Source organism: Novosphingobium acidiphilum DSM 19966, from assembly GCF_000429005.1.
GTDB classification, from domain to species: domain Bacteria; phylum Pseudomonadota; class Alphaproteobacteria; order Sphingomonadales; family Sphingomonadaceae; genus Novosphingobium; species Novosphingobium acidiphilum.
Genome location: NZ_AUBA01000003.1, coordinates 171557 through 194840 on the forward strand (window position 1 = coordinate 171557; position 23284 = coordinate 194840).

21 protein-coding genes and 1 other RNA gene are annotated in these 23284 nt (G+C 64.9%); 9 read left to right on the forward strand and 13 right to left on the reverse strand.

Going from position 1 to position 23284, the window contains the following annotated elements:
* The first annotated feature begins 22 nt into the window (after positions 1-22).
* Positions 23-232 (forward strand): hypothetical protein, encoded by a 210-nt coding sequence (locus G404_RS0103620; protein ID WP_156906178.1) that lies wholly within the window; start codon positions 23-25, stop codon positions 230-232.
* A gap of 115 nt (positions 233-347) precedes the next feature.
* Positions 348-2183 (forward strand): methyl-accepting chemotaxis protein, encoded by a 1836-nt coding sequence (locus G404_RS0103625; protein WP_028639887.1) that lies wholly within the window; start codon positions 348-350, stop codon positions 2181-2183.
* 47 nt (positions 2184-2230) lie between these two features.
* Here the strand turns inward: G404_RS0103625 and G404_RS0103630 are convergent, their stop codons facing one another.
* Positions 2231-3313: a DUF2332 domain-containing protein gene (locus G404_RS0103630; protein WP_245584376.1), complete on the reverse strand. Its 1083-nt coding sequence runs from the start codon at positions 3311-3313 to the stop codon at positions 2231-2233.
* A 229-nt stretch (positions 3314-3542) separates the two neighbouring features.
* Between G404_RS0103630 and G404_RS17920 the strand changes: the two genes are divergently transcribed.
* The 3 genes from G404_RS17920 to G404_RS0103650 all read left to right on the forward strand — a co-directional run bounded on the left by G404_RS17920 (position 3543) and on the right by G404_RS0103650 (position 7578).
* Complete coding sequence (locus tag G404_RS17920) at positions 3543-5531, forward strand: alpha/beta hydrolase family protein (protein WP_051280104.1); 1989 nt, start codon at positions 3543-3545, stop codon at positions 5529-5531.
* A gap of 68 nt (positions 5532-5599) precedes the next feature.
* Complete coding sequence (locus tag G404_RS0103645; RefSeq protein WP_028639889.1) at positions 5600-6319, forward strand: hypothetical protein; 720 nt, start codon at positions 5600-5602, stop codon at positions 6317-6319.
* An 11-nt stretch (positions 6320-6330) separates the two neighbouring features.
* On the forward strand, positions 6331-7578 hold the full coding sequence (locus G404_RS0103650) for a Xaa-Pro dipeptidase (protein ID WP_036520311.1): 1248 nt from the start codon (positions 6331-6333) through the stop codon (positions 7576-7578).
* A gap of 20 nt (positions 7579-7598) precedes the next feature.
* Here G404_RS0103650 and G404_RS0103655 read toward each other — a convergent pair whose 3' ends face one another.
* On the reverse strand, positions 7599-8495 hold the full coding sequence (locus G404_RS0103655) for a dienelactone hydrolase family protein (RefSeq protein WP_028639891.1): 897 nt from the start codon (positions 8493-8495) through the stop codon (positions 7599-7601).
* A 237-nt stretch (positions 8496-8732) separates the two neighbouring features.
* Between G404_RS0103655 and G404_RS0103660 the strand changes: the two genes are divergently transcribed.
* On the forward strand, positions 8733-10886 hold the full coding sequence (locus G404_RS0103660) for a PQQ-dependent dehydrogenase, methanol/ethanol family (protein ID WP_051280106.1): 2154 nt from the start codon (positions 8733-8735) through the stop codon (positions 10884-10886).
* Positions 10887-10913: 27 nt separating this feature from the next.
* Here the strand turns inward: G404_RS0103660 and G404_RS0103665 are convergent, their stop codons facing one another.
* Positions 10914-11357, reverse strand: a complete 444-nt coding sequence (locus G404_RS0103665) for a VOC family protein (protein WP_245584377.1) — start codon at positions 11355-11357, stop codon at positions 10914-10916.
* A gap of 99 nt (positions 11358-11456) precedes the next feature.
* On the opposite strand from G404_RS0103665, the gene G404_RS0103670 reads away from it, so the two are divergent.
* Complete coding sequence (locus G404_RS0103670; protein WP_028639894.1) at positions 11457-12569, forward strand: S-(hydroxymethyl)glutathione dehydrogenase/class III alcohol dehydrogenase; 1113 nt, start codon at positions 11457-11459, stop codon at positions 12567-12569.
* A gap of 128 nt (positions 12570-12697) precedes the next feature.
* On the opposite strand, the gene G404_RS0103675 is transcribed toward G404_RS0103670, so the two are convergent.
* The 6 genes from G404_RS0103675 to G404_RS17925 all read right to left on the reverse strand — a co-directional run bounded on the left by G404_RS0103675 (position 12698) and on the right by G404_RS17925 (position 18196).
* Positions 12698-14575 carry an aspartyl protease family protein gene (locus G404_RS0103675; protein WP_156906179.1) on the reverse strand — a complete coding sequence of 626 codons (1878 nt, stop codon included), beginning with the start codon at positions 14573-14575 and terminating at the stop codon, positions 12698-12700.
* A gap of 79 nt (positions 14576-14654) precedes the next feature.
* Positions 14655-15437: an SDR family oxidoreductase gene (locus tag G404_RS0103680; RefSeq protein WP_028639896.1), complete on the reverse strand. Its 783-nt coding sequence runs from the start codon at positions 15435-15437 to the stop codon at positions 14655-14657.
* A gap of 30 nt (positions 15438-15467) precedes the next feature.
* Positions 15468-16010 (reverse strand): NUDIX hydrolase, encoded by a 543-nt coding sequence (locus tag G404_RS0103685; RefSeq protein WP_028639897.1) that lies wholly within the window; start codon positions 16008-16010, stop codon positions 15468-15470.
* Positions 16007-16687 (reverse strand): TPM domain-containing protein, encoded by a 681-nt coding sequence (locus G404_RS0103690; RefSeq protein WP_028639898.1) that lies wholly within the window; start codon positions 16685-16687, stop codon positions 16007-16009. Before G404_RS0103690 ends, G404_RS0103685 begins: the two co-directional genes overlap by 4 nt.
* 1 nt (position 16688) lies before the next feature.
* Positions 16689-17507: a TPM domain-containing protein gene (locus G404_RS0103695; RefSeq protein WP_036520239.1), complete on the reverse strand. Its 819-nt coding sequence runs from the start codon at positions 17505-17507 to the stop codon at positions 16689-16691.
* Between the two features lie 5 nt (positions 17508-17512).
* Positions 17513-18196, reverse strand: a complete 684-nt coding sequence (locus G404_RS17925; RefSeq protein ID WP_084600988.1) for a LemA family protein — start codon at positions 18194-18196, stop codon at positions 17513-17515.
* A 200-nt stretch (positions 18197-18396) separates the two neighbouring features.
* On the opposite strand from G404_RS17925, the gene mscL reads away from it, so the two are divergent.
* Complete coding sequence (gene mscL / locus G404_RS0103705; protein WP_028639900.1) at positions 18397-18840, forward strand: large conductance mechanosensitive channel protein MscL; 444 nt, start codon at positions 18397-18399, stop codon at positions 18838-18840.
* A gap of 51 nt (positions 18841-18891) precedes the next feature.
* Positions 18892-19239: a transfer-messenger RNA gene (gene ssrA / locus G404_RS20015) on the forward strand.
* A gap of 106 nt (positions 19240-19345) precedes the next feature.
* On the opposite strand, the gene G404_RS0103710 is transcribed toward ssrA, so the two are convergent.
* The 4 genes from G404_RS0103710 to G404_RS0103725 form a co-directional block, all read right to left on the reverse strand.
* Complete coding sequence (locus G404_RS0103710) at positions 19346-19606, reverse strand: hypothetical protein (RefSeq protein ID WP_028639901.1); 261 nt, start codon at positions 19604-19606, stop codon at positions 19346-19348.
* Between the two features lie 153 nt (positions 19607-19759).
* Positions 19760-21019: an N-succinylarginine dihydrolase gene (locus G404_RS0103715; protein ID WP_028639902.1), complete on the reverse strand. Its 1260-nt coding sequence runs from the start codon at positions 21017-21019 to the stop codon at positions 19760-19762.
* Between the two features lie 12 nt (positions 21020-21031).
* Entirely contained in the window at positions 21032-22072 is a 1041-nt protein-coding gene (locus G404_RS0103720) for an arginine N-succinyltransferase (RefSeq protein ID WP_028639903.1), read from the reverse strand.
* Entirely contained in the window at positions 22069-23277 is a 1209-nt protein-coding gene (locus G404_RS0103725) for a hydrolase (protein WP_028639904.1), read from the reverse strand. Before G404_RS0103725 ends, G404_RS0103720 begins: the two co-directional genes overlap by 4 nt.
* Positions 23278-23284: the final 7 nt, after the last annotated feature.

The following is a 23284-nucleotide window of genomic DNA, read 5'->3' on the forward strand; positions in this document are numbered from 1 at the left end:
AGGACTGCGCAAAGAAACCGGCATGACAGCGGCGCGGGTGGTCGGCGATACGGCGCATGCCGCCGCTGCGATCCCGTCAGATCGGCGGTGGAAATCAGCGAAAATCGATGCATTTCAGATGGATGATATGGCCATGCCGGATCTGCGCGATCGGCTGCGGGGCACAGGCTTTGAAGCGTCTGTAAATGCCAAAGCCGCAACCATGCGTAGCTGCGCCACCGTGCGTGGTTAATTCCTGGCTTTTATCACCGTTCATGCATCGACGACCGGTGTCTGTTGTGGACACCCGCCATACGGGCCCTGGGGCCGGCGTGGCGCGTTCGCGCCTTGCGGGGAAATTTTGAAACATGCTCAATTCGCTCAACATCGAACGCAAGCTTGGCCTGTCGTTTGTGCTGGTGATCGCCTCTGCCGCGGTGATGATGGCGGTGTTCCTGGCCAATATCCTGATGATCCGTTCGGCGATGGTGCGCAACGATCTCAGCCAGACGATCCATGCCGAGGCGCTAAGCCTGGAATCGGCGCTGCTGCGGCAGAACAGCCAGATACGCGGCTATCTCGTCACCGGCGATACCGGCTATCTGAAATCCTATTACGAGGCGCGCGACGATTTTGATCACACCGTGGCCACGCTCGAAGCGCAGCTGACCGATCCCGAAAAGGTGGCGCTGATCCGCAGCGCACGCGACGATACACAGACCTGGCGGCACGATTGGGGTGATCGTCTGATCGAGGTGGTCAAGACGGGCGGCCGCGAACAGGCCGAAGCCGAAGTGCGCGCAGCGGGCAAGGCGGTGCTGATCACCAAGCCGGTGCTGGCGTTGCGCAGTGTGCGCGATGCCGAGGACAAGCTGATCGCCGACAATGCTGCCAGCCAGCAACGGGCCATCACCATCGCACTGATCACACTGGTTCTGGGTGGTATTGCGATGATTGCGCTGGCGCTGATGTTGTCGCGCAAGCTGGGCCAGGGGATTGCCCACCCGATCGTGGCGCTGACCGGGGTGATGTCGCAATTGGCCTCGGGCCATCACGATGTCCATGTGCCCGATGCCGATCGCGACGACGAACTGGGCAACATGGCGCGCGCGGTCGGCGTGTTTCGCGATGCGGCGCAGGCAAAAGTCGCCGCAGAACACAACCTTCAGACCGCGGTCGAGGCCATCGGCATTTCGTTGCATCACCTGTCGTCGGCCGATCTCAGCCACCGCCTGTCCGCCTTGCCGCCCGAATTCGCCGCGATCGGTGTCGATTTCAACGCCGCCATGGAAAAGCTGGGCGCAGCGATGGTGGTGGTGCGCGACGGGGTCGGCTCGATCGCTGCGACATCGAGCGAAATTCGTGTGGCGGTAACCGAACTGTCGCAGCGCAGCGAGCAGCAGGCCCAAGGCCTGGCCAATTCGTCGCGCTCGATCGAGGAAATCACAGGGCTGATGCGCGAAGGCAACGCCCAGGTGACACGGGCGAACAGCGCCATGACCGAAGCGCGCGGCGAAGCCGAAGCCGGCGGCGATGTCGTGCGCCGCGCCATCGAGGCCATGAACGGGATCGATCAGGCCAGCCGCGAGATTGCCGATATCACCACGGTGATCGACGGCATCGCCTTTCAGACCAATCTGCTGGCACTCAATGCCGGGGTCGAGGCGGCGCGCGCGGGCGAGGCGGGCAAGGGCTTTGCCGTGGTTGCCAGCGAAGTGCGCGCTCTGGCGCTGCGCGCGACAGCGGCGGCACAGGATATCAAGGTGCGGATCGGATCGGCCGCGACGCATGTCGGGCAGGGCGTGGCACTGGTCGATGAAACGGGCCATGCGCTCGAACGCATCATCGAACGCGTCGGCCATGTCAGCGGCGCGATCGAGACGATTGCCGATACGGTCGCGCGCCAGTCGCAGGCGATGGAAACGGTCAACCGCCTGATCCTCGATATGGACAAGTCCACGCAGCAGAACGCCGCCATGGTCGAGCAGACCACCGCCGCCACCAACCTGATGGCCGACGAGGCGCACAAGCTTGGCACTGCGGTTGCGGCCTTTACCGTCGGCGGGCAGGACAAGGCACGCGCGGTGCAGCACCCACGCCCCGTTCAGCCGCGCGCGCAACCGCGCGCGCTGCCGGCGCCGCGCGCGATTGCGCGCGCGGCAGGTTCGGCGGCGCTGGCCCACGACGACTGGTCCGAATTTTAGGAACGCGCCACTGCGCAACCCCTGGTGGCACAACCGCCGCCAGGGGTTCAGCCCAGCCAGATCACCTGATCGCCATAAGGGTCGAGGTGCGCCAGCAGCCGCCGTTCGCCGTGGGGCCACATGGTCAGCACCAGTTCGACCACGCGGTGATCGTCATCCCATTCGTAGGACACGTGGACCAGCGGGTGCGCGGCATCGGCCTTTGCGCCTGCACATTCAAGCATATCGCGGATGCGCGCGCGGGTCGCCAGATCGAGATATTGGCGCAGCATCGAATGGACCACGGCGCGGGTTACCCCGGTGGCGTGGGGTCGATCGAGCCGGTCTTTCAGCCAACAGGCGGCATCCCCGCGCTCGACACGCGGGGGGTGGTGGCGGGCGATGCGGATCGCGGCCTGCAACTGGGCCATGCGGTCGGGGCGATCGGCCCAGACATAGCACATCAGCCGTTCGCAGCATTCGGGATCGGTGACATCGAGCGGCGCCAGATCGACCCCGCTGGCGCTGGCCAGGCGCAGCCGGTGGCGGCGCGGTGCAGGACCGTGCCAGCGCGGTGCGATCCGGACCGAAGAGGCGGGATCGCCCGACGCGGTGCCGCCCAGGCAAAAGGCATAACGGTCGAGATTAAGGTTCAACCCCGCGCTTGATCCCAGTTCGAGCAGCTCGATCGGCTGATCAAATCGTGCCGTCGCCGCCATCAGCCCGGCATGGAGCGCACCGCTGCGCGCGACCTCGTTGGTCTGGGTGGGATACGCGATCAGGCGGGCGAGCGTGGTATCTGCGGCTTCAAACGCATCGGCCACCGCACGATCGACATCGCCGGTACGCGTGGCAAAGGCCGCGGACAGCGATGGCACGTCGCCACTGCGCGCCAGCAGGTGCAGCGCGCTGTTGACCCGCAGTGCCAGTGCGGCTGCCGCACGGTCGCCGGGCCAGGTCGCCAGCCGCAGCGCCAGCATCGGCGCACGGTGCAATTGCCGCATGGCAGCCACCAGCACATCGCGCACGAACGGCGATCCCAGCGCGCAGGCCGCCTGCGCCTGGCGGAACAGGTCGGCGCGCGCGGCGGCCATGGCGTCGGGGGTGGTGGCATCCTGATCGGCCATGACAGGGGGTGTGCTGATGAACATGGGAAGCCGGGTCTTTCGCGCGCGATAGGCACCTTGAATACGGCGCTGCAGGCTTAATACCGTTGAACACAGGCCTAGGGATTTGCCCCGTTGCGCTGGTGCTGCCGTGCAATGCCAGCCACTTTGGCGATAATTCGCGACAATTCGGGCTTGTGCGCCAAACCTTTGATGTTGCACATGCGTGGCTGCGGCGTCGCGATGTGCCCGACGCTGCCCCGGGGGGGTGTGCATGGCCGGACTTGGTTTGGTGGTTGGCCGCTGTCTGCTGCTGACGGTGGCTGCGTGGGGTGCGGGTCTGTCGACCCCGGCCGTGGCCGCCGACGATCCGGCGCCAAAGCCTGCGGTTGCGGCAATCCCGCCGCGCATTCCCACCGCCGACTTTTCCGCCAGGGCACTGATGACGCATCCGGTGCTGTCGCCTGACGGGTTGCACCTGGCGGCGCGGTTTTCGATCAAGGGCGAAGAACAGCTCGCGATTGCCGATGTGACCGGCAAAGTGCCGATCCGGTTGATCAAGGTGCCCAAAAAGGGCGATCTCGTGCGCTATTTCTGGGCGGGCAACCACACCCTGATCATCAGCCTGGGCTCGACCGTGCAATGGTACGATGACGAGGCCTATGCCACGCGGATGACGGCCTTTGACATTGATGCCGGCAAGATGTCCTTGCTCAACCACCAGATCGCCGGGCTGAAAGGCGACGATGTGCTGTGGGTCGATCCCGAGGGCAAGACGCTGCTGATGGCGTTTCAAAGTTCGCTCAGCGATTATCCCGATGTCTGGCGCATGGACGTGGCCACCAATCGTGCGACCAGGGTCAGCAGAAGCTTTGACGGGATCTGGGACTGGTATGCCGACAGCAGCGGTGTGGTGCGCTATGGTTTTGGCTATTCGGACGAACACAACTGGAAAATGGTCTATCGCAGCGGCGCGGCCGACAAGTTCCGGGTTGTGCTCAAAGGCAACGATGACAAAGACGATGACTCGGCGATCGACAATGTCGTCCGCCTGACCCAGGGCAGCGACAAGGGCTATATGCTCGCGCGTGGCCCCGAAAATCCCTACTGGGCGGTCTACGAATATGACTTCATCCAGCACAAACGCGGCAGTCTGGTCTATGCTGCGCCCGGCAGCGATATCGACAGTGCCGACAGCAGCGAAGACGGCCAGAAGCTGATCTCGGCCGCATACACCGATGATCGCGCGCGCGTGCACTGGTTTGACGACACGCTGGCGCAGTTGCAGGGCGATCTCGACAAGGCGGTCGGGGACAACCGGCAGGCGTGGGTCGTTTCGCACAGCCGCGATTACGCCATGCTGATGATTGCCGTGACCAGCGCGTCCGATCCGGGCGCGTATTACCTGTATCAGCAGGCCGAAGGCGTGATGCACCGCTATGCCAAAGTGAACGAGCATCTCGATCCCGCGCAACTGGCGTCCACCCGGTTCGTGCATTACAAGGCCCGCGACGGGCAGGCCCTGGCCGCCTATCTGACTTTGCCGGTGGGGCGCGCGGCCAAAGCCCTGCCGCTGATCATCCTGCCGCATGGCGGCCCGTTCGGGGTGCGCGACGACGGCAGTTTTGACGAAGAAGTGCAGTTTTTTGCCAATCGCGGCTATGCCGTGCTGCAACCGCAGTTTCGCGGATCGGGCAGCTTCGGCAAAGTGTTCGAGGATGCTGCGCAGGGCCAGTGGGGCCGGTCGATGCAGGACGATCTGGACGACGGCATGGACTGGCTGACCGCGCAGGGCATGGTCGACGCCAAACGGGTTTGCGTGGTCGGCAGTTCGTACGGCGGGTATGCCGCATTGTGGGCGGCCACGCGCAACCCCGAACGCTATCGCTGTGCGGCCAGCTTTGCCGGGATCAGCGATGTTCCGCGGTGGCTGAAATATTCAGGCCGGTTCGATGGCACCAAGCACCGCGAAAACTGGCGCGCGCGATTGCAGGGCGACAAGACCTTCGATTTGAAAACGGTGTCGCCACTGTACACCGTCGACCGGTTGAAGGTGCCGGTGATGATCGTGCACGGCGAAGCCGACACGCGGGTGCCGATGAAACAGAGCAAGCAATATGCCGATGCCCTGACCCAGGCCGGCAAGGTCCACGAATTCTACACCATCCCCGAAGAAGGCCACGGTTTCACAACCTCGGCGCATGAACAGCTGTGGCTGGACAAGCTCGATGCCTTTCTGGCGAAATACAACCCCGCGGGGTAACGAAATGCTCGACCGGGGCCGGGCTTGTCTGCCAAGGTAGGCGTCGGGTGGTTTGATCGGGGACAGTGGTGAGCAACAAGGACAAAAAGGCGCGCCACGCGGCCTTGCGCGAATTTCTGATCGCAATTCCGGGCGCGTTCGATCGGGCCGCCACCGCGCTGCGCTGGCTGGTCGTGCTGGCGGCGATCGCGCTGGCGGCGATGGTGCTGCGCATGGTGTTTGCGCATCCCGGCCATCCGCCCGCGCCGCCGCCGGGCGGACAGGGCGACAATCCGTCAGGCGCGCTCTATGTGCGCGATCTGGGGCGATTGCCCGATGGGCGGCACACGTTTGACCTGGTTTACGAACTGGTGCTGCGCAACGCCGGAGAGCCACACGTGCGGCTTGTCTTCGCGACTGAGCGGCTGTCGATTGGCGATCCGCCCCCGGCCGCCGATGTGATCGATCTGCCGCAGGCACCGGGCGCATACCGTCAGGCGACCGGGCAATGGCACGAGGTGTCGGTTCGCACCGATCATCCCGGCCAACCCGATCAGGACGTGCTTCCCGGCCACTGGCAGATTGTCCGCGCGCATTACCGGGTCAACGCGCGGCCTGATCAGTTCGCCGATGTCGCAATTGGCTATACCTTGGATCATGATGCGGCGCGGGGCTGGTTCACCCGCAAAGGTCCGCCAGACGGGGTCGCGCATGATGAAGACGTGCAACTGGGCGCGGTGCTGCGCGCGCATTGCCCGTTGGGCGTAAAGGTGCAGAACGGGGAAATGAGGTCGCTGTGCGCAGCGTGATCGCAGCAGCAATGGTGCTGGCCATGGCCGGCACGGCGCAGGCTGAAACGGTCTTTGTGCGCGCAGGCCATCTGGTCGATCCGGAAAGGGGCACGGTGGAAGGCGCGCGCGTGTTGCGGGTGGAGGATGGCCGCGTTGCCGCGATCATGCCCGATGGCGCGCTGCCGGCGGGCGCCAAAGTGATCGACTGGTCGCGCTATACCGTACTGCCGGGGCTGATCGACATGCATGTCCATCTGGCTGATACGGGCGAAACCAACAATCCGGCCGAGCCGTTGCTGCATTCGGCGATGGAGGTCGCCTATATGGGCGCGGCCAATGCGCGCACCACGCTGTTTGCCGGGTTTACCTCGGTCCACGATGTCGGCTGTTACCGCGCGTTCGGCGATGTCGAACTGCGCAACGCGATCAATCGCGGCGATGTGATCGGCCCGCGCATGGCGGCGGTCGGCGCCTATATCACCGCGCCCGGCGGCGGCGGCGAAGTGACCGGCCTGGCGGCTGATGTGCATGTGCCCGACGACATGCGCGCAGGCGTGGTCAACAGCCCCGACGAGGTCACGCAAAAGGTCAATTATCTGTTCCAGCACGGCGCGGATTCGATCAAGCTGATCGCCACCGGCGCGGTGTTTGCCATCGGCACCGTTGCGGGGCAGCAGGAACTGACCGAGGACGAAATGCGCGCCGCGGTGGCGGTGGCGCAGGCGCGCGGATCCTGGGTGACCGCGCACGCGCATGGTGCCGCCGGGATCAAGGCGGCGATCCGCGCCGGGGTGCGCGGCATCGAACACGCCAGCCTGATCGATGACGAAGGCATCGCGCTGGCCAAGGCGCGCGGCGTGTTCCTGGACATGGATGTCTACAACGGCGACTGGACCGACGAAGTGGGGCGCCGCGATCATTATCCCGAAGACTATATGCGCAAGAACACCGAGACCACGCTGGCGCAGCGCCAGGCGTTTCAAAAGGCCGTGCGCGCCGGGGTCAAACTGTCGTTCGGCACCGATGCCGGGGTCTATCCGCACGGGCTGAATGCGCGGCAGTTCAAATATATGGTGCAGTGGGGCATGACCCCGATGCAGGCGATCCAGGCCGCCACCACAACTTCGGCCGCGATGCTGGGCTGGAGCAGGGACGTCGGCGCGCTGTCGCCCGGCCACTATGCCGACATGATCGCGGTGGACGGCGATCCGACGCAGGACGTAACCGTGCTTGAACACGTCGTCCATGTGATCAAGGGTGGCGAACTGGTGAAATAACCCACCAGCACGCCACGCACCTAAAGATTGACCTTGAACAGCGCCAGCATACGGGTCCAGGCTCTTTCCGCCTGCACTTCGTCATAAACCGGGGCGTCGATCGTGCACCAGCCGTGCTGCGCCGGATAGACCTCGATTTCGGCCGGCCGGCCGCTTGCGCTGGCCGCGTCCTTCAGCGCGATCTTGTCGGTCGGCGCGTTGGCATCGTCGTTCTGCGCGATGGCAAACAGATAGGCAGCCTGCGTCTTTGCCAGCAGCAGGTGCGGGCTGTCGTGTCCGGCTTTTTCATCGACCAGCCCTGCGCCGTGGAACGAAGCACCCGCGCCCACGCGGCCCGGCACCGCGGCGGCGGTGCGCACGGTATAGCCGCCGGTCATGCAATAGCCGCTGCTGCCGATGCGCCGGGCGGTGTCGACTTCGCCCTGGTGGTCCAGCCAGCCGACATAGGCGGCGGCATCGCGGGCAATGCCGGCAGGCGTGATCGCGGCGATCAGCGGTTTGAGCCGGGCCTGCCCTTCGGGTGTGCGCCAGGCCACCAGCGAATCGAGAATCGGCGCCCTGGCACCGCGGTAATAGTGATTGACCGCCAGCACGGCATAGCCGGCCCCGGCCAGCCGCGCCGCCATTGTCTTGTAGGCATCGCGCAGCCCGGCAATATCGGGCCACAGGATCACGGCCGGATGCCTGCCGGTGGTGGGGGCCACAAACCAGGCGTCGGTTACGCCGTCGGGCGTGGTGATCGATACCGCGCGGCCCGCAACCGGCAGCGCCGGCGTCTGGTCGGCCACTTTGGCGATGCAGCCGGGAATCGTGGCCAACGTGGCGGCGCCTGCGCCCATCACGGCAAAGCGGCGGCGATCCACCGACAGGCGGGCCAGATAGTCGATGTTGTCGGCTTCGGTCAGGTCATCGCACATCGCACACGTCTCCAAAGACTGCATCGTCAGCATGATAGCCGACCTGCGTAACGTTGCAATCGACGGTAACGGGCGATTGCACCGATCGACACTTGCCCACGCGCGGTGGCGCGTTTAACCAATCCCTTAAGATTTGCGCTGGCCTCGGCCAGATTGCTATGCCAGATTACCATGATACCAAAGACCGTGACAGGTGACCGGGCAAGACCCCGGCGCAACAGGAGAGGCCCGAAAGCCATGACAGGCATTGCGCGCAACAATTCGGTGGTTCGGGGACGGGTTCGGGCCGGAATTGGTCTTGTCTGCGGCGTGGCGCTGGCCACGATGCAACTGGGCGGCAGCGCTGCGATTGCCGCAGGCGGCGTGACCGCGGCGGATATCGCAGCCAGCCCCGCGGGCGAATGGTTGAGCTATGGCCGCGATTATGGCGAACAGCGCTTTTCGCCGCTGGGCACGATCAATGCGGGCAACGTGGCACAGCTGGGCCTGGCCTGGTCGGCCGATCTCGACACCGCGCGCGGGCAGGAGGCGACGCCGCTGCTGCACAATGGCGTGCTGTACGTTTCCACCGCGTGGTCGATGGTCAAGGCCTATGACGCCACCACCGGCAAACAGCTGTGGGGCTATGACCCCAAAGTGCCGCGCGAAACGCTGGTTCGCGCGTGCTGCGATGCGGTCAATCGCGGGGTCGCGCTGTATGGCAACAAGGTGTTCGTCGCCACGCTTGATGGCCGGCTGGTCGCGCTCGATGCGCAGACCGGCAAACCGGTGTGGTCGGTGCTGGCGGTGCCCAATCAGCGCGATTACACGATCACCGGCGCTCCGCGCATCGTCAAGGGGCGGGTTGTCATCGGCGAAGGCGGCGCCGAATACCGCGCGCGCGGCTATCTGGCGGCGTTCGATGCCCAGACCGGCAAGCTGGCGTGGAAATTCCACACCGTGCCCGGCGATCCGGCGAAAGGCTATGAAAACAGGGCGATGTCTACTGCCGCCAAGACCTGGACGGGCAAATGGTGGACAATGGGCGGTGGCGGCACCGTGTGGGATTCGATCACCTACGATCCCAAAACCAATCTGATCCTGTTCGGCACCGGCAATGCCGAGCCGTGGAATCCCGCGCCGATGGGGCGCAAGGGCAACAATCTGTTCACCGCCTCGGTCGTGGCGGTCAATGCCGACACCGGCGCCTATGCCTGGCATTTCCAGGAAACCCCCGAAGACCGCTGGGATTTCGATTCGGATGCGCAGATCACGGTGGCCGATGTGGCGATCGACGGACAGGTCCGCCATGTCGCGATCCACGCGCCCAAAAACGGGCACGTCTATCTGCTGGACGTAAAAACCGGCAGATTTGTCTCGGCCAAGGCGTTTGTGCCGGTCAACTGGACCACCGGGATCGATCCGGCCACCGGGCGGCCCGCGCTCAACCCCGATGCCCGCTACGAACAGACGGGCAAGCCCTGGGTCAGCGCACCGGGCGCGGTCGGCGGCCACAGCTGGCAACCGCAAAGCTACAGCCAGGCGACCGGATATCTGTATATTCCGGCCAATATCGCCGCATTCCCCTATATGGCGGCCAAGGACTGGAAACCGTCGGCGATCGGGTTCCAGACCGCGCTCGATGGCGCCGCGACCGCGATGCCCGCCAACACCGAGATCCGCAAAGGTGCCGCAGCACAAACCACCGGCGCGCTGATCGCATGGGACGTGGCGCATCAGAAGCAGGCCTGGCGCGTGGATCTGCCCAGCCCGTGGAATGGCGGCGTGCTGTCAACGGCGGGCAATCTGGTGTTCCAGGGCAATGCCGGGGGCACGTTCGTGGCGTACAGCGCCGACAAGGGTGAAAAGCTGTGGTCGTTCCCGACCCAGACCGGCGTGATCGCGGCGCCGATGACCTATTCGATCAATGGCGAACAATATGTCGCGGTGCTGGCCGGCTGGGGCGGAGTGTGGGATATCGCCACCGGCACGCTGGCCAACAAAGGCGGGGCAGGGCGCAATATCAGCCGCTTGCTGGTGTTCAAGCTGGGCGCCAGCGGCCAGCTGCCCGCTGCGCCGCCGCCGTCGCAGATGGTGCTTGATCCCCCGGCGCCGTTCGGCACGCCGCAGCAGATTGCCGCAGGCGCCGGGCATTATGCGCGCTATTGCAGTGTGTGCCACGGCGATGCCGCGGTGTCGGGCGATCTCAACCCCGATCTGCGCCATTCGGGCGTGATCGCCTCGGCCGAAGCGCTGAAAATGGTGGTGCTGGGCGGCCAGTTGCACACGATGGGCATGGTCAGCTTCAAATCCGCGCTCAATGCCGCCGATGCCGAAGCCATCCGCGCCTATCTGATCCACCGCGCCAACGAGGACAAGGCGCTGGAATCGCAAAAGGTGGCGTCACGCTGATCCGTTCCCCCGGCACCGGGCCACGCCTCAGTCGCCGAAAAAGTTCAGTTCCAGCAGCACGTTGTTGGGGTCGGTGGTGAACACCTGGGTCAGGCCGATCGCGTCGACGCGGTTGGTCTGACAGGCCAGTCCCATCGTGTCGATACGCTGCATCAGCTCGGCGTGGCCGGTGCAGGTCAGCGCCACATGGTGGATCGCGCCGGTCGCTGCACCCGGTTTTACGCTGCGTTCATACGTGCGCGGGCACTCGACCGAATTGATGTGCACGATCGCCAGTCCGTTGTCGTCAAACATCCATTGCGCGTTGTCGGGGGTCAACGGCGGTGGCGCGTTGCGGCGTTCAAGGCCCAGCAGCGCGGTATAGAAATCCGCCGTTTCATCCAGCCGGTCGGTGATGATGTTGACATGGTCAAGCCGGTTGACGCGCATTGCCTGTATCCCGTGTTCATAAGCCAGGCCGCAACCGGCCATCACATTTTGGCAAGTCGGGGTGCCACAGATTGCCACCCCGGGCCATGCCCATTATGCACCCTGCCAACCGCTATGCCATCTGCCTGAAAGGATCGTTTCATGAAAACCCGCGCCGCTGTCGCGTTCGAGGCCAAAAAGCCGCTGGAAATTGTCGAAGTCGATCTCGATGGCCCTCGCGCCGGCGAAGTGCTGGTGGAAATCATGGCGACCGGCGTGTGCCACACCGATGCCTACACGCTTGACGGGCTGGACAGCGAAGGGATTTTCCCGTCGATCCTGGGCCATGAAGGCGCCGGCATCGTGCGCGAGGTTGGCCCCGGCGTGACCTCGGTCAAGCCCGGCGATCACGTCATTCCGCTTTACACGCCCGAATGCCGCCAGTGCAAATCGTGCCTGTCGGGCAAGACCAATTTGTGCACCGCGATCCGTGCGACCCAGGGCAAAGGCCTGATGCCCGATGGCACCACGCGCTTTTCCTACAAGGGTCAGCCGATCTTTCACTACATGGGTTGCTCGACCTTTTCGAACTTCACCGTGCTGCCCGAAATCGCGGTTGCCAAGATCCGTGAAGACGCGCCGTTCCAGTCGAGCTGCTATATCGGTTGCGGCGTGACGACCGGCGTGGGCGCGGTGATCAACACCGCCAAAGTCCAGGTCGGCGACAATGTCGTGGTGTTCGGGCTGGGCGGGATCGGGCTCAACGTGATCCAGGGCGCACGGCTGGCCGGCGCCGGCAAGATCATCGGCGTCGACATCAACCCCGATCGCGAAGAATGGGGCCGCAAGTTCGGTATGACCCATTTCCTCAATTCCAAGGGCCTGAGCCGCGAAGAAACCGTCGCCAAAGTGGTCGAACTGACCGATGGCGGCGCGGATTATACCTTTGACGCCACCGGCAACACCGAAGTCATGCGCACCGCGCTTGAAGCATGCCATCGCGGCTGGGGCACCAGCATCATCATCGGCGTGGCCGAAGCCGGCCGCGAGATTGCCACGCGTCCGTTCCAGCTGGTCACCGGGCGCAACTGGCGCGGCACCGCGTTCGGCGGGGCCAAGGGCCGCACCGACGTGCCCAAGATTGTCGACATGTACATGACCGGCAAGATCCAGATCGACCCGATGATCACCCACGTCATGGGTCTGGAAGAGATCAACACCGCGTTCGACCTGATGCACGCCGGCAAATCGATCCGCAGCGTCATCGTGTTTTGATCGTCCTTGTCTGAACGCGCCCGCCGCGCGTTCAGGTGCCACTCACCGCCCCGCACCCCCGGCCCAGCCACCCATTCAAGGTACACTGTGGGCGGCTGGGCCGGGGGTGCGGGTGGCACATTGACTGATCAATCATCCTCGTCCTCGTCCTCGTCCGGCTTTGATGGCCGGACGGGGGTGGATGCTTCAGCCTTTGGCGCGGTCAGGCCATAGTCGGAATACCGATCGTCGATCTTGGGGCTGATCGCGCGGGCCGCGGCGATGTCCGCCTTGCCGCCGGTGTCATCGCCGCTGGCCAGACGTGCCAGCCCACGCACAAACAGCGCAGACGGCATTTTCGGCGCCTTGCCCAGCGCACCGGTCGCCGCCGCGATCGCCGCCGGGTAATCCTTGCGCCGCAATTGGACCAGCGCGCGGGTGTCGAGCATCGCCGCCGGGCTGTCCGCCTTGCGCAGCGCGGTATCGATATCGCGCAGCGCGCGGTCCAGATCGGCATTGGCCAGCGCCCGGTTCCAGGCGCGCGCGTTGAGCAGATAGGGATAGCGGTTGTCGTCGCGATGCAGATCGATCACCGGATCGAGCAGCGCCAGCGCACGGTCGGCCTTGCCCAGCCGTTCGTACAGCATCGCCACCGCCACCACATCAAGCGATCCTTTGGGCATGGCTGCCGCCGCCGCGTCGGTATCGACCAGCGCGCGTGCCTTGTCGCCTTTGCCCAGTTCGATCTGCGCGCGCCGGGTCAACAACCGGTGGTCACGGGGCGCGATGGCCAGCGCGGCATCGATGTCCTTGCGCCCCAGGTCCGCCTTGCCGCTGCGGAAATAGGCGCTGGCCCGATCGTTCAACAGATCGGTGCGCGCAGGCGCCAGCCGGATCGCCTCGGTCAGGTCGGCAATGGCCCCGGGCAGGTCATCGCGGGTCAGGCGTGCCGAGCCACGCCCGGCAAACTGGTCGGCGGTTTTTGGCTCCAGCGCGTCTTCTGCCTTGCCCAGGCCTTCGCCGCGGGTTTCCATCTTGCCGATTTCGCGCTCGGTGGTGGCGGAAAAAATCGGGCCGCCATTGTACGTCAAATAGACTTTGTGCTGACCCTGCGACACCAGCACGTGGTGCGACAGAAAGAAATCCATGCCCAGCAGCATGTCATGATCCGACCAGTCATCGCCGTTGTCGATCACCCGGATCGGACTGTTGCTGATGGTTTCACCGCCCAGCGAAATGGTCTGGGTGCGCGCGATCCAGCTTTTCCGGCCGCGCGTGCCAACCCCGCTCATCGTCATCGAGGCAACGACTTTGGGATCGTTCAGATTGATGCCCACGCGTTCGGCGGCGTGGCGGCTGAGCAGCGTTTCGGCGCCGGTATCCAGCATTGCGCGCACCGCGTGGCCGTTGATCTGCACTTGCGCAAAGAGGTGATGGTCGTTCGGATTGTTGCCCGCCAGCAGCGGCATTTCCCCCACCGCCATGCCCGCGGCCCAATAGGCCAGACTGACATGCGCGCAGCCGGTTTCGCGAAACAGCATCAGCCGGCCTTTGGCAAAGTCGAATTCGGTGTCGACGATGCCCAGCAGATTGGCGCCCAGAAAGCCATTGCCCGGGTCGCTGCCGCCGACGATGAATTCCATGTTGTGCAACGTGCCGCCGCCCAACCCGAATTCGCGCACGCGTGCCAGTTCGGGGGTAAAGCTGCCGCCGATGCCGCTGATGAAAAAGCCCGGCGGCAGCGATTGCGTGGCCAGCCCCAGTTCGACCGCCTTGGCCTTTGGCATGAAATTGAAAAACGCCCCGCTGTCGAGCCACAGGCGGGTGTCCTTGCCATTGATCTTTACCGCAACGCTGGCGCGGCTGCCCTCCATCGCCACCGGCAACTGGGCAATCGGGTTGATCTTGCACTTGCCGGCATCATCGGCGCGCGCGGCAGGGGCCAGACCAACGACGAGCGCCAGCGCACCGGCGAACCTGAGATCAATTTTCATGACCTCGAAATTGCCGAAAATTGGCGCAGCCATCAAGCGATCGTTGAACGATTGCTGTCATTGCGGTGGCATCTGTTCGGCCGAACCCACAAGAACGACAGCCACCGGCCGCCTACATGGCCGAAATGCCGCCATCGAGCTTCAGTTCGGCCCCGGTCATGAAGCTGGATTCATCGCTGGCCAGGTACAGCACGCCATTGGCAATTTCCTGCGGCACCCCCACCCGGCCCAGCGGGATCTGGCGCGCCAGCTTGGTCATCACCACCTCTTTGGTCAGCCCTGCATTGGCACCGATGCCGTCAAGGATCGGGGTGTCGACAAACGTCGGGTGGATCGAATTGCTGCGGATGTTCCACCCGCGCTTGGCGCAATAGAGCGCGACCGATTTGGACAGCATCCACACCGCGGCCTTGCTGGCGTTATAGCCGGGCATGGTATCCGATGCGATCAGCCCGGCGATCGAGCTGATGTTGATGATCGATCCGGGCTGGTTGTCGCGCAGCAACGGCAGCGCTTTCTGGCAACCCAGGAACACGCTGTCGACATTGATGGCAAAGCCGCGCTGCCATTCGTCAAGCGTGCAGGTTTCGATATTGCCGCGCACGCCCACGCCGGCATTGTTGACCAGCACCGACAGCCCGCCCAGATGTTCGGCGGCAAAGGCGATGGCGCGGTCCCAGTCTTCGGCGCTGGTCACATCATGCGCCAGCGAAAATGCGGTGCCTGCGCCCAGTTCTGCATTGATGCTGGAGGCTTCGGCGGCAACCTTGTCGGCGTTGATATCGGTCAGCAGCACGCGTGCGCCTTCGCGCGCCAGGGTGCGCGCATGGGCCGCACCCAAGCCTTGCGCTGCGCCTGTTATCAGCGCTTTTTTTCCTGCAACCCTGCCTGCCATGCCCGCTCTCCGTGGTGTTTAATCGTTGGATTAAATGCTTATGAGACGGGGGCCAAGAAACAACAAGAGTCTTGTATCGATGCCAAACCCTTCGGCGCGACGCGCGGCGATGAACGGCTCGATCGCGTCGAGCGCCACGCGGTGGACGGTGATATCCTCGCCATCCACGCCGCCGCCCGTGCTCACCTGTTCCAGTCCGGTCGCGCGGAACAGGGTGAAGGCTTCGGTTACCATGCCGGGCGAGGAAAAGAATTCACCCACCACCTCGATCGTGGCGGCGCGATAGCCGGCTTCTTCTTCCAGTTCGCGGATCGCGGCGGTCAACGCATCTTCGCCTTCGCCGCCGTCATCGTCGCCGACCAGGCCCGCGGGCAGTTCGATCGTGCGGCGCCCCAGCGGAATGCGGAACTGTTCGACCAGGATGACATGACCCTGATCGATCGCCAGGATCACGGCGGCGCGGATGTCGCGGGTGCGGCTGACATATTCCCAGCGCCCGCGCTGCTTCATCACCAGAAAGCGGCCCTGCCAGCGGATCTGTTCGGGGTCTTCGTATTCGCTTTCCAGGCTCATAGTTCGATCGGTCCGTCGGGCAATTCGTTGGCGGGTTTGCTGTCGCGCGGAAAGTGCTCTGCCAACACCAGGCCCACCGCCGCAACCCCTGCAACAACCCCGTCGGCCACACGACTTTCCCGAAAATGGTCGAGCATTGCGTGCATCGCATCACCCCACACTTCGGGTGCAACTTTGGCCGCGATCGTGGCGTCGGCAACGATTTCGGCGCGGCGTTCGGCCATCGACAGATAGATCACCACCCCGGTTTCGCCTTGCGTGCGGCCCTGCGCCGCCAGCCGGAACGCGATCCGCGCGCGGGCGCGAACCCGCGCGGCCTTGATCGGCCCCGGCACCAGCAGCAGGCGCAGGCGATGCCAGTGCTGGATCAGCCACATCGCCGCAAATTTCACGCTGGCCACGCCCAGCGCCAGCCCCAGCACTTCGCGCGGGGTCCAGCGGTGCGCCCACAGCCCCAGCGCACCATCGACCAGATCGAGATAGAACCGTGGCGCCAAGGTCAGCGCCAGCAGGGCCAGCCCCGCCACCGCTGCCGACCAGGCCAGCGCGATATCGGCATAGCTGTCGGACGCGCGGGCAATCACGGTGACGATTTCGCCTTGGGCGTGGGCTTCGGCAGCGCCGACGGCTGCGGCAATGCGCGTGCTGTCGGCGGCTGAAAGGATCGTGTCGGTCATCCTACCATCCTCCCGAGGCGCCACCGCCGCCAAAGCTGCCGCCACCGCCGGAAAAGCCGCCGCCACCGCCGCCGCCCCAGTCACCGCCGCCGCCGCCGCCGCCCCAGCCTCCGCCAAAGCCGCCCATCGGCAGGATCATCACGCCGCCGCCATACCGCCGGCCGCCGCCACGCAGCAGGCGCAGGAACGGCAGCACAAAGAACAGCAGGAAAATGATGATGAACACCACCGATCCCGCATCGAAATGCGGCCCCTGTTCGCGCGCATAGCGAACCTTGGCCTGCGCGGCCACGGCACGCGCCTCGTCATCGGGCAGGCGCAATTGCGCGATCAGGTTGTCGACGCCGGCGTTGATCCCGCCGGCGTAGTCGCCGCTTTTGAAGCGCGGCGTCATGTCGTGGCGGATGATCAGGCCCGATATGGCGTCGGTCACGATCCCCTCGAGGCCATAGCCGACCTCGATGCCGACCTTGCGTTCGGTGGGCGCCACGATCATCACCAGGCCATCGTTCAGCTTTTTGTCGCCGATGCCCCAGGCGCGGCCCAGCTTGACGCCGTAGTCCTGAATGTCCTCGCCGCCCAGGCTGGGCACTGTCACGACAACCATCTGGCGCCGTGATTGGGTTTCCAGCGCGGCCAGCTTGGCATCGAGCGCGCCGACCTCGGCCGGCTGCAGCAGATGCGCATCATCGACCACGCGCCCGGTCAATTGCGGCAGACTGTCGGCCCGCGCCGGTGTCAGGCCCAGCGCCAGCCCCACCACCAGCAGCGTTGCCAGCAGCGCGGCCAGACGGTGCAAGACGCGCCCGCCCCGGATCATCGCGGTCAATTGCCGGTCTTTTTGGCGGGGCTGGCCGTGGCGTTGTCGTTGGCGGACCTGGTCGCAGTGGCAGGCGCAGTGCCCCCGTCAAAGCTGACCGACGGGGCGGTGTCGGCGCCCGGCGTGGTCGCGGTGAACGGCACCATCGGCTTTGCGCCATAGATCACATTGGCGGCAATCACCGCGGGAAAGGTGCGGATCGTCACGTTGTATTGCCGCACCGCCTCGTTGTAATCGCGCCGCGCCACGGTGATACGGTTTTCGGTGCCTTCCAGCTGGCTTTGCAGCGCCAGGAAATTCTCGTTCGATTTCAGGTTGGGATAGGCCTCGACCGAGGCCAGCAACCGGCCAAGACCCTGCGACAGCTGGCCCTGAGCGGCCTGAAACTTGGCGACCTTGTCGGGGTCGGTCACATCGTCGGCCGAAATCTTGATCTGCGTTGCCGCAGCGCGTGCCTCGGTCACTTTGGTCAGAGTGTCCTGTTCCTGCTTGGCATAGCCTTTGACCGTGGCCACCAGGTTGGGGATCAGGTCCGATCGGCGCTGGTACTGGCTTTGCACATCGGCCCACTTCGCCTTGGCGTTTTCCTGCGCGGTGGGGATCGAATTGACCCCGCATCCCGCCAGCGATGCGGCAGCGGCGGCAACAACGGCAAGACGGGCGATACGGCTGAACAGACGAGCGGCCATGAGCGTGGACTTTCCTTTTCGGCGGGCGTGCGGTCGAGCGGCCCGCCGCATGAGATGGCCCCCGTCTGATACCGCTTCAAGCGCATCCCGTCGATGGCGGTATGCGGTTTGTCGGATCAGTTCATGCTTGCGACCGGCAGGGCCCGGTGGCAAGCAGGCCTGGGGTTAATCGACGTTAATCTATTGTGGGGGTGTTTCAAATGGCGCTGATCAGCGAATTCAAGACATTTATTGCCCGTGGCAACGTGCTCGACCTGGCGGTCGGTGTGATCATCGGCGCCGCATTCGGCAAGATCGTGACATCTTTGACCGAAGACATGATCATGCCGGTGGTGGGTCTTTTGACCGGGGGGATCAACTTTTCCAACAAGTTTGTCGTGCTGGGCAATATCCCTGCCACGTACAAGGGGTCGCTTGGCGACTATGCCGCGTTGAAGGCGGCGGGCGTGGCCATGTTCGGCTATGGCGCGTTCGTCACGCAAGTGATCAACTTTGTGTTGATGGCCTTTGTCATCTTTCTCATGGTCCATTTCGTGTCAAAGGCCATGCCGAAACCCGCCGAAGCACCGCCCGCGCCGCCGCCGGGCCCAAGCGAAGTCGACCTTCTGACCGAAATTCGCGACGCGCTGAAATCACGCGGCTGAGCGTATCGCGGCAGGTCGAAAGCGGGAGGGGGTGGGCCAACGTGGTCCGCCCCCCTTTCCTTTTGGCGACAAGTGCCTATATGCGGTGGTGCCGGTTTCGACCGGCTATGGCGATAAAGTGTGACGTGCAATAGGCGCAGCGGACCCGGGGGCGGTACCCGGCGGCTCCACCACCTTTTCCGTTCGTCGCAACGGAACAGATGACGGGGCCGAACTAGGATCGACGTGTGTTGAAAAGCGTTATTTTTGCTCGGGCTGAGTAACCCGTTCAAGGCTCAAAACCCACAAGTGCCAACGATAACGAAGCACTCGCAATCGCCGCGTAATCTGACGGCCTAACGGCCAGATTTTACAAGGCGCAAGCGCGGTTGGACCCACCGGGCAACAGAAGGGATACCAGGGGTTGGGGGCGTACCCGGCAACAGAAACGCCCCACCGTGTTTGCGCGCGCGCCGCGCGCGGCAGACCTCCCGCCCTGCCTCCAAACAAATTCCCTTAATGCAATTCAGCGCGCATCCGCGCGTTGCGCCTGGTCAGGTTTGGCGTTGGGGGTCTGGCGTTCGTATTTCAGGGCGTCGAGGATCTTGGCACCGGCCATGAACACGGCGACCATGGCCGCGGCGAACAGCAGCCGGCCCTGATAGCCGGGCCAGGTTTCCAGATAGTGCTTGCCGCGCTCGGCCGCGCCCAGCGCAAGCGCATAGATGATCGCAAACGCCTCGATCCGGTTCTTGATGATGAACAGCCGGGCGATCTTGCGCATTATCGTTTTTGTCCGGTCAAACATGGTTCAGCAAGATGACACGTCAGCAAGCATCGTGCCAGTGGCGTATTTGCCCGATCGCTTCGCGGTAAACCTTTGCTAACTGTAAACCGGGTCGACGCTGGTGGGCGGCGCTGTGCAATCGGTCGCCGCCGCCTAGGCCAGTTCGTCCAGTCCCGCCACATCGAGCAAGGCACCGCGCGCATGACGCACGGTCTGTGCCAGCGTTTCGCTGCCAAGGTCTGCCGGGTCGATCTGTTCGGGCCAGGTCTGTGCCACCACGGCCGACAGCGCGTCGATACGTGCGGGATCGAGCAGGAACCGCGCGTCGACCGTGGCGGGATCGGCCACCACGCGCAGGCGCAGGCACGCAGGTCCGCCGCCATTTGCCATCGACTGGCGCACATCGACCGGCAGCACGCGGCGGATCGGGCCGTTCGATGCCAGCATCGTATTCAGCCAGCCGCGCACGGCGGGCATGTCCCAGGCTTCGGTCGGGATCACCAGGCCCATCGCGCCATCGGGCAGGGTCAGCAACTGCGCGTTGAACAGATAGGATTTGATCGCATCGGCCAGGCTGACTGCGCTGGTCGGCACGACCACGATCTCGGCTTCGGGCAGCATTGCGCGGATCGCGGCATATGTGCCTTCCGGGTCGGCAAAGGCGGCTTCGTGCGCAAACAGCACGCGTTCGTTGGCCACTGCCACGACATCGTTGTGGAATGCGCCCGCCGCGATCGCCTCGGCCGATTGTTCGATAAACAGCGTGCGCGCAGGGTCCAGCCCGTGCAGGCGGGCCACAGCGCGGCTGGCCTGTTCGTGCTGGCGTGCGGGAAACGGCCCGCCGGGGCGGCCATAGACGAACAGTTCGATCCCGCGCGCGTCATGGCGTGCGGCCATGCGCATGTGATTGGCAGCGCCCTCGTCGCCAAAACAGGCCGGCACCGCATCGTGCACGGCAAAGCGGGATGCATCGGCAAAGGCCAGCCGCAACTGGCGCACGGTATCGGGCCATTCGATCGAGCGGTGCGGCATCGTTACCAGATTGGCCGCGGTCAGATGGCACCGGCCATCGGCAGTGTCGGGCGCGGGCGATACGGTGGCGGCATTGGCGGTCCACATTGCGCTGGCCGACCAGGCCGCCGCGCGCAGCCGGGCTTCCGCCCCGTCATGCGGCGTGCCCAGACCCAGCGCCGCCGAAAATCCGGCATCGGGTCGGGGCAGCGGCGCAAAAAACCCCTGCGCCAGCCCCAGCGCCAGATTGTGGCGCATCTTGTCCAGCCCCTGCAGTGCGGCGCCGCGCGGATAGGACGGATCGCCGCCATGGCTGGCCGAGGCCAGATTGCCCAGGCTGAGGCCGGCATAGTTGTGGCTGGGGCCAACCAGGCCGTCGAAATTGATTTCCACCAGGGTCATTTGCGTCGGGTCCTATCGCGCCACATGCCACACGGTGTCGCCCACGCTGACATCCAGCGCCTGCGCCGCCAGCGGATCGAGCACCACGCTGCTGTCGCCATCGGCGGCAATTTCGCCATAGGCGCAGCGGAAATCGCCCAGGCGACCGGTCGCGATCAGCGCGCGGGTGTGCACCGCGCTGCTTTCGGGCGCGCGCACATGCGTAACGGTGGCGGCGCGCGCGGCGGCGATCGAGCGCACCCGGTCGGTGCGCGCGGTCATCGTCGGGCCTCCGTCAAAGATATCGACATAGCCTTCGGCGTGAAAACCTTCTTCTTCCAGCATGCGCATCGCCGCGCGGCCGGTCGGGTGGGGCAGGCCGATCACCTGCCGCGCGGATTCGGGCAGCATCGAGACATAGACCGGATGTTTGGGCATCAGATCGGCGATGAACTGGTGACCGTTGATCGCGTTGAAATAGTCGGCTTCTTGAAAGCTCATGCCGAAAAACCGCCCGGCGACCCCATCCCAGAACGGTGATCCTGCGCGTTCGTCGATGATCCCGCGCAATTCCGCCAGGATGCGGTCGGCAAAACGCTGGCGGTGCATGGCGATGAACAAATACCGGCTGCGCGCCAGCAGCATGCCAAGCCCGCCCGCGCGCTCGCCCGGATGCAGGAACAGCCCGCCAACTTCGCTCGATCCTTCCAGATCGGTTACCAGATTCAGCAATTCGGCGCGGAATGTGCGGCCCAGTTCCTTGGAGTGCTGGGTCAGCGTGGCAATGCGGTACGAATAGAACGGTATTTGCTGCCCCACGCACGTAAAGATCTGCGCGGTGCCGCGCACTTCGCCCGTGGCGGTGTCTTCCAGCACCAGCACGAACAGTTCGTCCTTCACCTGGCGCGGATCGCCATCGTCGGTGTTGCCGAAAGCCGCCGCGGTACGATCAAGCTTGGCGGTCAGCGCCTTGCGATCGGGCGGCAGGTTGGTGAAACCGCCGCCGGTCAGCTTGGCCATGTCATACAAGTGCTGAAGATCGGTCGGTTGCGCCGCGCGAATGCGAAAGGTCATTGGTTTTCCCCGGAAAGGCGAGACAGCACAAGCGTCGCGAGCCGTGCCCGTTCACCCAGTGACGGCACGATCATGAATTCCTGATCCGAATGGATTGCGCCGCCGCGCACGCCCATCGTATCGACCACGGGCACACCGCAGGCGGCAATGTTGTTGCCATCGCAGACCCCGCCGCTGGCCTGCCAGCCGATGGTCTGGCCCAGCGCGGCGCCGCAATCGCGCACCAGGCGGAACAGGCGTTCGGCCGCTTCGTCAAGCGGCTTGGGCGGGCGTGAAATGCCGCCGTGGACATGCATGTGCACGCCATGCGCCGCCTCGATCCGGGCGATCGCGGCGCGCAGCGCTGCGGCAAAGCCGGCGGCGGCAGCGGTTTCGCGCGGGCGGATATTGAACCGCACTATGGCCAGATCGGGCACGACATTGTTGGCCGATCCGCCCTCGATTTTTGCCGGGTTTACGCTGATTGACGGGCCCGACAGATCGGTCAGCGCCAGCACCAGGCTGGCCGCGGCGACAATCGCGTTGCGCCCGTCTTCGGGATTGCGCCCGGCATGCGCGGATCGGCCGTGGATCACCACGCTGTAATTGCCGCTGCCGGGGCGGGCACCCGCCAGCGTGCCGTCGGGCAATGCCGAAGGCTCGAACGTCAGGGCCGCCGCTTTGCCAAGGGCCAGCCGCGCAATCAGCGGCGCCGACGACAGGCTGCCGGTTTCCTCGTCGGCGTTGATCAGCACGTCATAGCCGACGCCGGCGGCATGGGGGCCTGCTTCGAATGCGCGCAGCGCGGCCAGGATGATCGCGATCCCGCCCTTCATGTCGGCCACGCCGGGCCCGTTCACCGTGTTATCGTCAAGCCAGCGCACCGTCTGGAACGGATGATCGGGGGGAAACACCGTGTCCATGTGCCCGGTCAGCAGGAACCGGCGGTTGGCCCCTGGCCGCACGCGCAGCACCAGATGCCGGCCGTGATCGATCGCCACGCTGCGGCCATCGGCCGTTACGGCTTCAACCGGGGCCGCGGGTTCCAGCGTGACATCGCCGGGCAGCGCGGCAAAGGCGGTGGCCAGCAGGTCTGCCTGCTGCGCCAGGCCTGCCAGATTGCGCGTGCCGGTGTTGATCGCACTCCACGCCAGCACCTGGTCCAGCATCGCTGCCGGATCGATCCGCGCCAACAGATCGCGCTCGATGGAAGAAAGGTCGCTCATCCACGGG

Excerpts from the sequence above, each read along its gene's own strand:
- G404_RS17920 (WP_051280104.1), top strand. The coding sequence starts at position 3,543 with ATGGCCGGACTTGGTTTGGTGGTTGGCCGCTGTCTGCTGCTGACGGTG.
- G404_RS0103725 (WP_028639904.1), bottom strand. The coding sequence starts at position 23,277 with ATGAGCGACCTTTCTTCCATCGAGCGCGATCTGTTGGCGCGGATCGAT.
- G404_RS0103625 (WP_028639887.1), top strand. The coding sequence starts at position 348 with ATGCTCAATTCGCTCAACATCGAACGCAAGCTTGGCCTGTCGTTTGTG.
- G404_RS0103665 (WP_245584377.1), bottom strand. The coding sequence starts at position 11,357 with ATGGCCGGTTGCGGCCTGGCTTATGAACACGGGATACAGGCAATGCGC.
- G404_RS0103695 (WP_036520239.1), bottom strand. The coding sequence starts at position 17,507 with ATGATCCGGGGCGGGCGCGTCTTGCACCGTCTGGCCGCGCTGCTGGCA.
- G404_RS0103680 (WP_028639896.1), bottom strand. The coding sequence starts at position 15,437 with ATGGCAGGCAGGGTTGCAGGAAAAAAAGCGCTGATAACAGGCGCAGCG.
- G404_RS0103720 (WP_028639903.1), bottom strand. The coding sequence starts at position 22,072 with ATGACCTTTCGCATTCGCGCGGCGCAACCGACCGATCTTCAGCACTTG.
- G404_RS0103690 (WP_028639898.1), bottom strand. The coding sequence starts at position 16,687 with ATGACCGACACGATCCTTTCAGCCGCCGACAGCACGCGCATTGCCGCA.
- G404_RS0103715 (WP_028639902.1), bottom strand. The coding sequence starts at position 21,019 with ATGACCCTGGTGGAAATCAATTTCGACGGCCTGGTTGGCCCCAGCCAC.
- G404_RS0103655 (WP_028639891.1), bottom strand. The coding sequence starts at position 8,495 with ATGTGCGATGACCTGACCGAAGCCGACAACATCGACTATCTGGCCCGC.
- G404_RS0103685 (WP_028639897.1), bottom strand. The coding sequence starts at position 16,010 with ATGAGCCTGGAAAGCGAATACGAAGACCCCGAACAGATCCGCTGGCAG.
- G404_RS0103670 (WP_028639894.1), top strand. The coding sequence starts at position 11,457 with ATGAAAACCCGCGCCGCTGTCGCGTTCGAGGCCAAAAAGCCGCTGGAA.
- G404_RS0103620 (WP_156906178.1), top strand. The coding sequence starts at position 23 with ATGACAGCGGCGCGGGTGGTCGGCGATACGGCGCATGCCGCCGCTGCG.
- G404_RS0103650 (WP_036520311.1), top strand. The coding sequence starts at position 6,331 with ATGGTGCTGGCCATGGCCGGCACGGCGCAGGCTGAAACGGTCTTTGTG.
- G404_RS0103675 (WP_156906179.1), bottom strand. The coding sequence starts at position 14,575 with ATGGCTGCGCCAATTTTCGGCAATTTCGAGGTCATGAAAATTGATCTC.
- G404_RS0103630 (WP_245584376.1), bottom strand. The coding sequence starts at position 3,313 with ATGTTCATCAGCACACCCCCTGTCATGGCCGATCAGGATGCCACCACC.
- G404_RS0103660 (WP_051280106.1), top strand. The coding sequence starts at position 8,733 with ATGACAGGCATTGCGCGCAACAATTCGGTGGTTCGGGGACGGGTTCGG.
- mscL (WP_028639900.1), top strand. The coding sequence starts at position 18,397 with ATGGCGCTGATCAGCGAATTCAAGACATTTATTGCCCGTGGCAACGTG.
- G404_RS17925 (WP_084600988.1), bottom strand. The coding sequence starts at position 18,196 with ATGGCCGCTCGTCTGTTCAGCCGTATCGCCCGTCTTGCCGTTGTTGCC.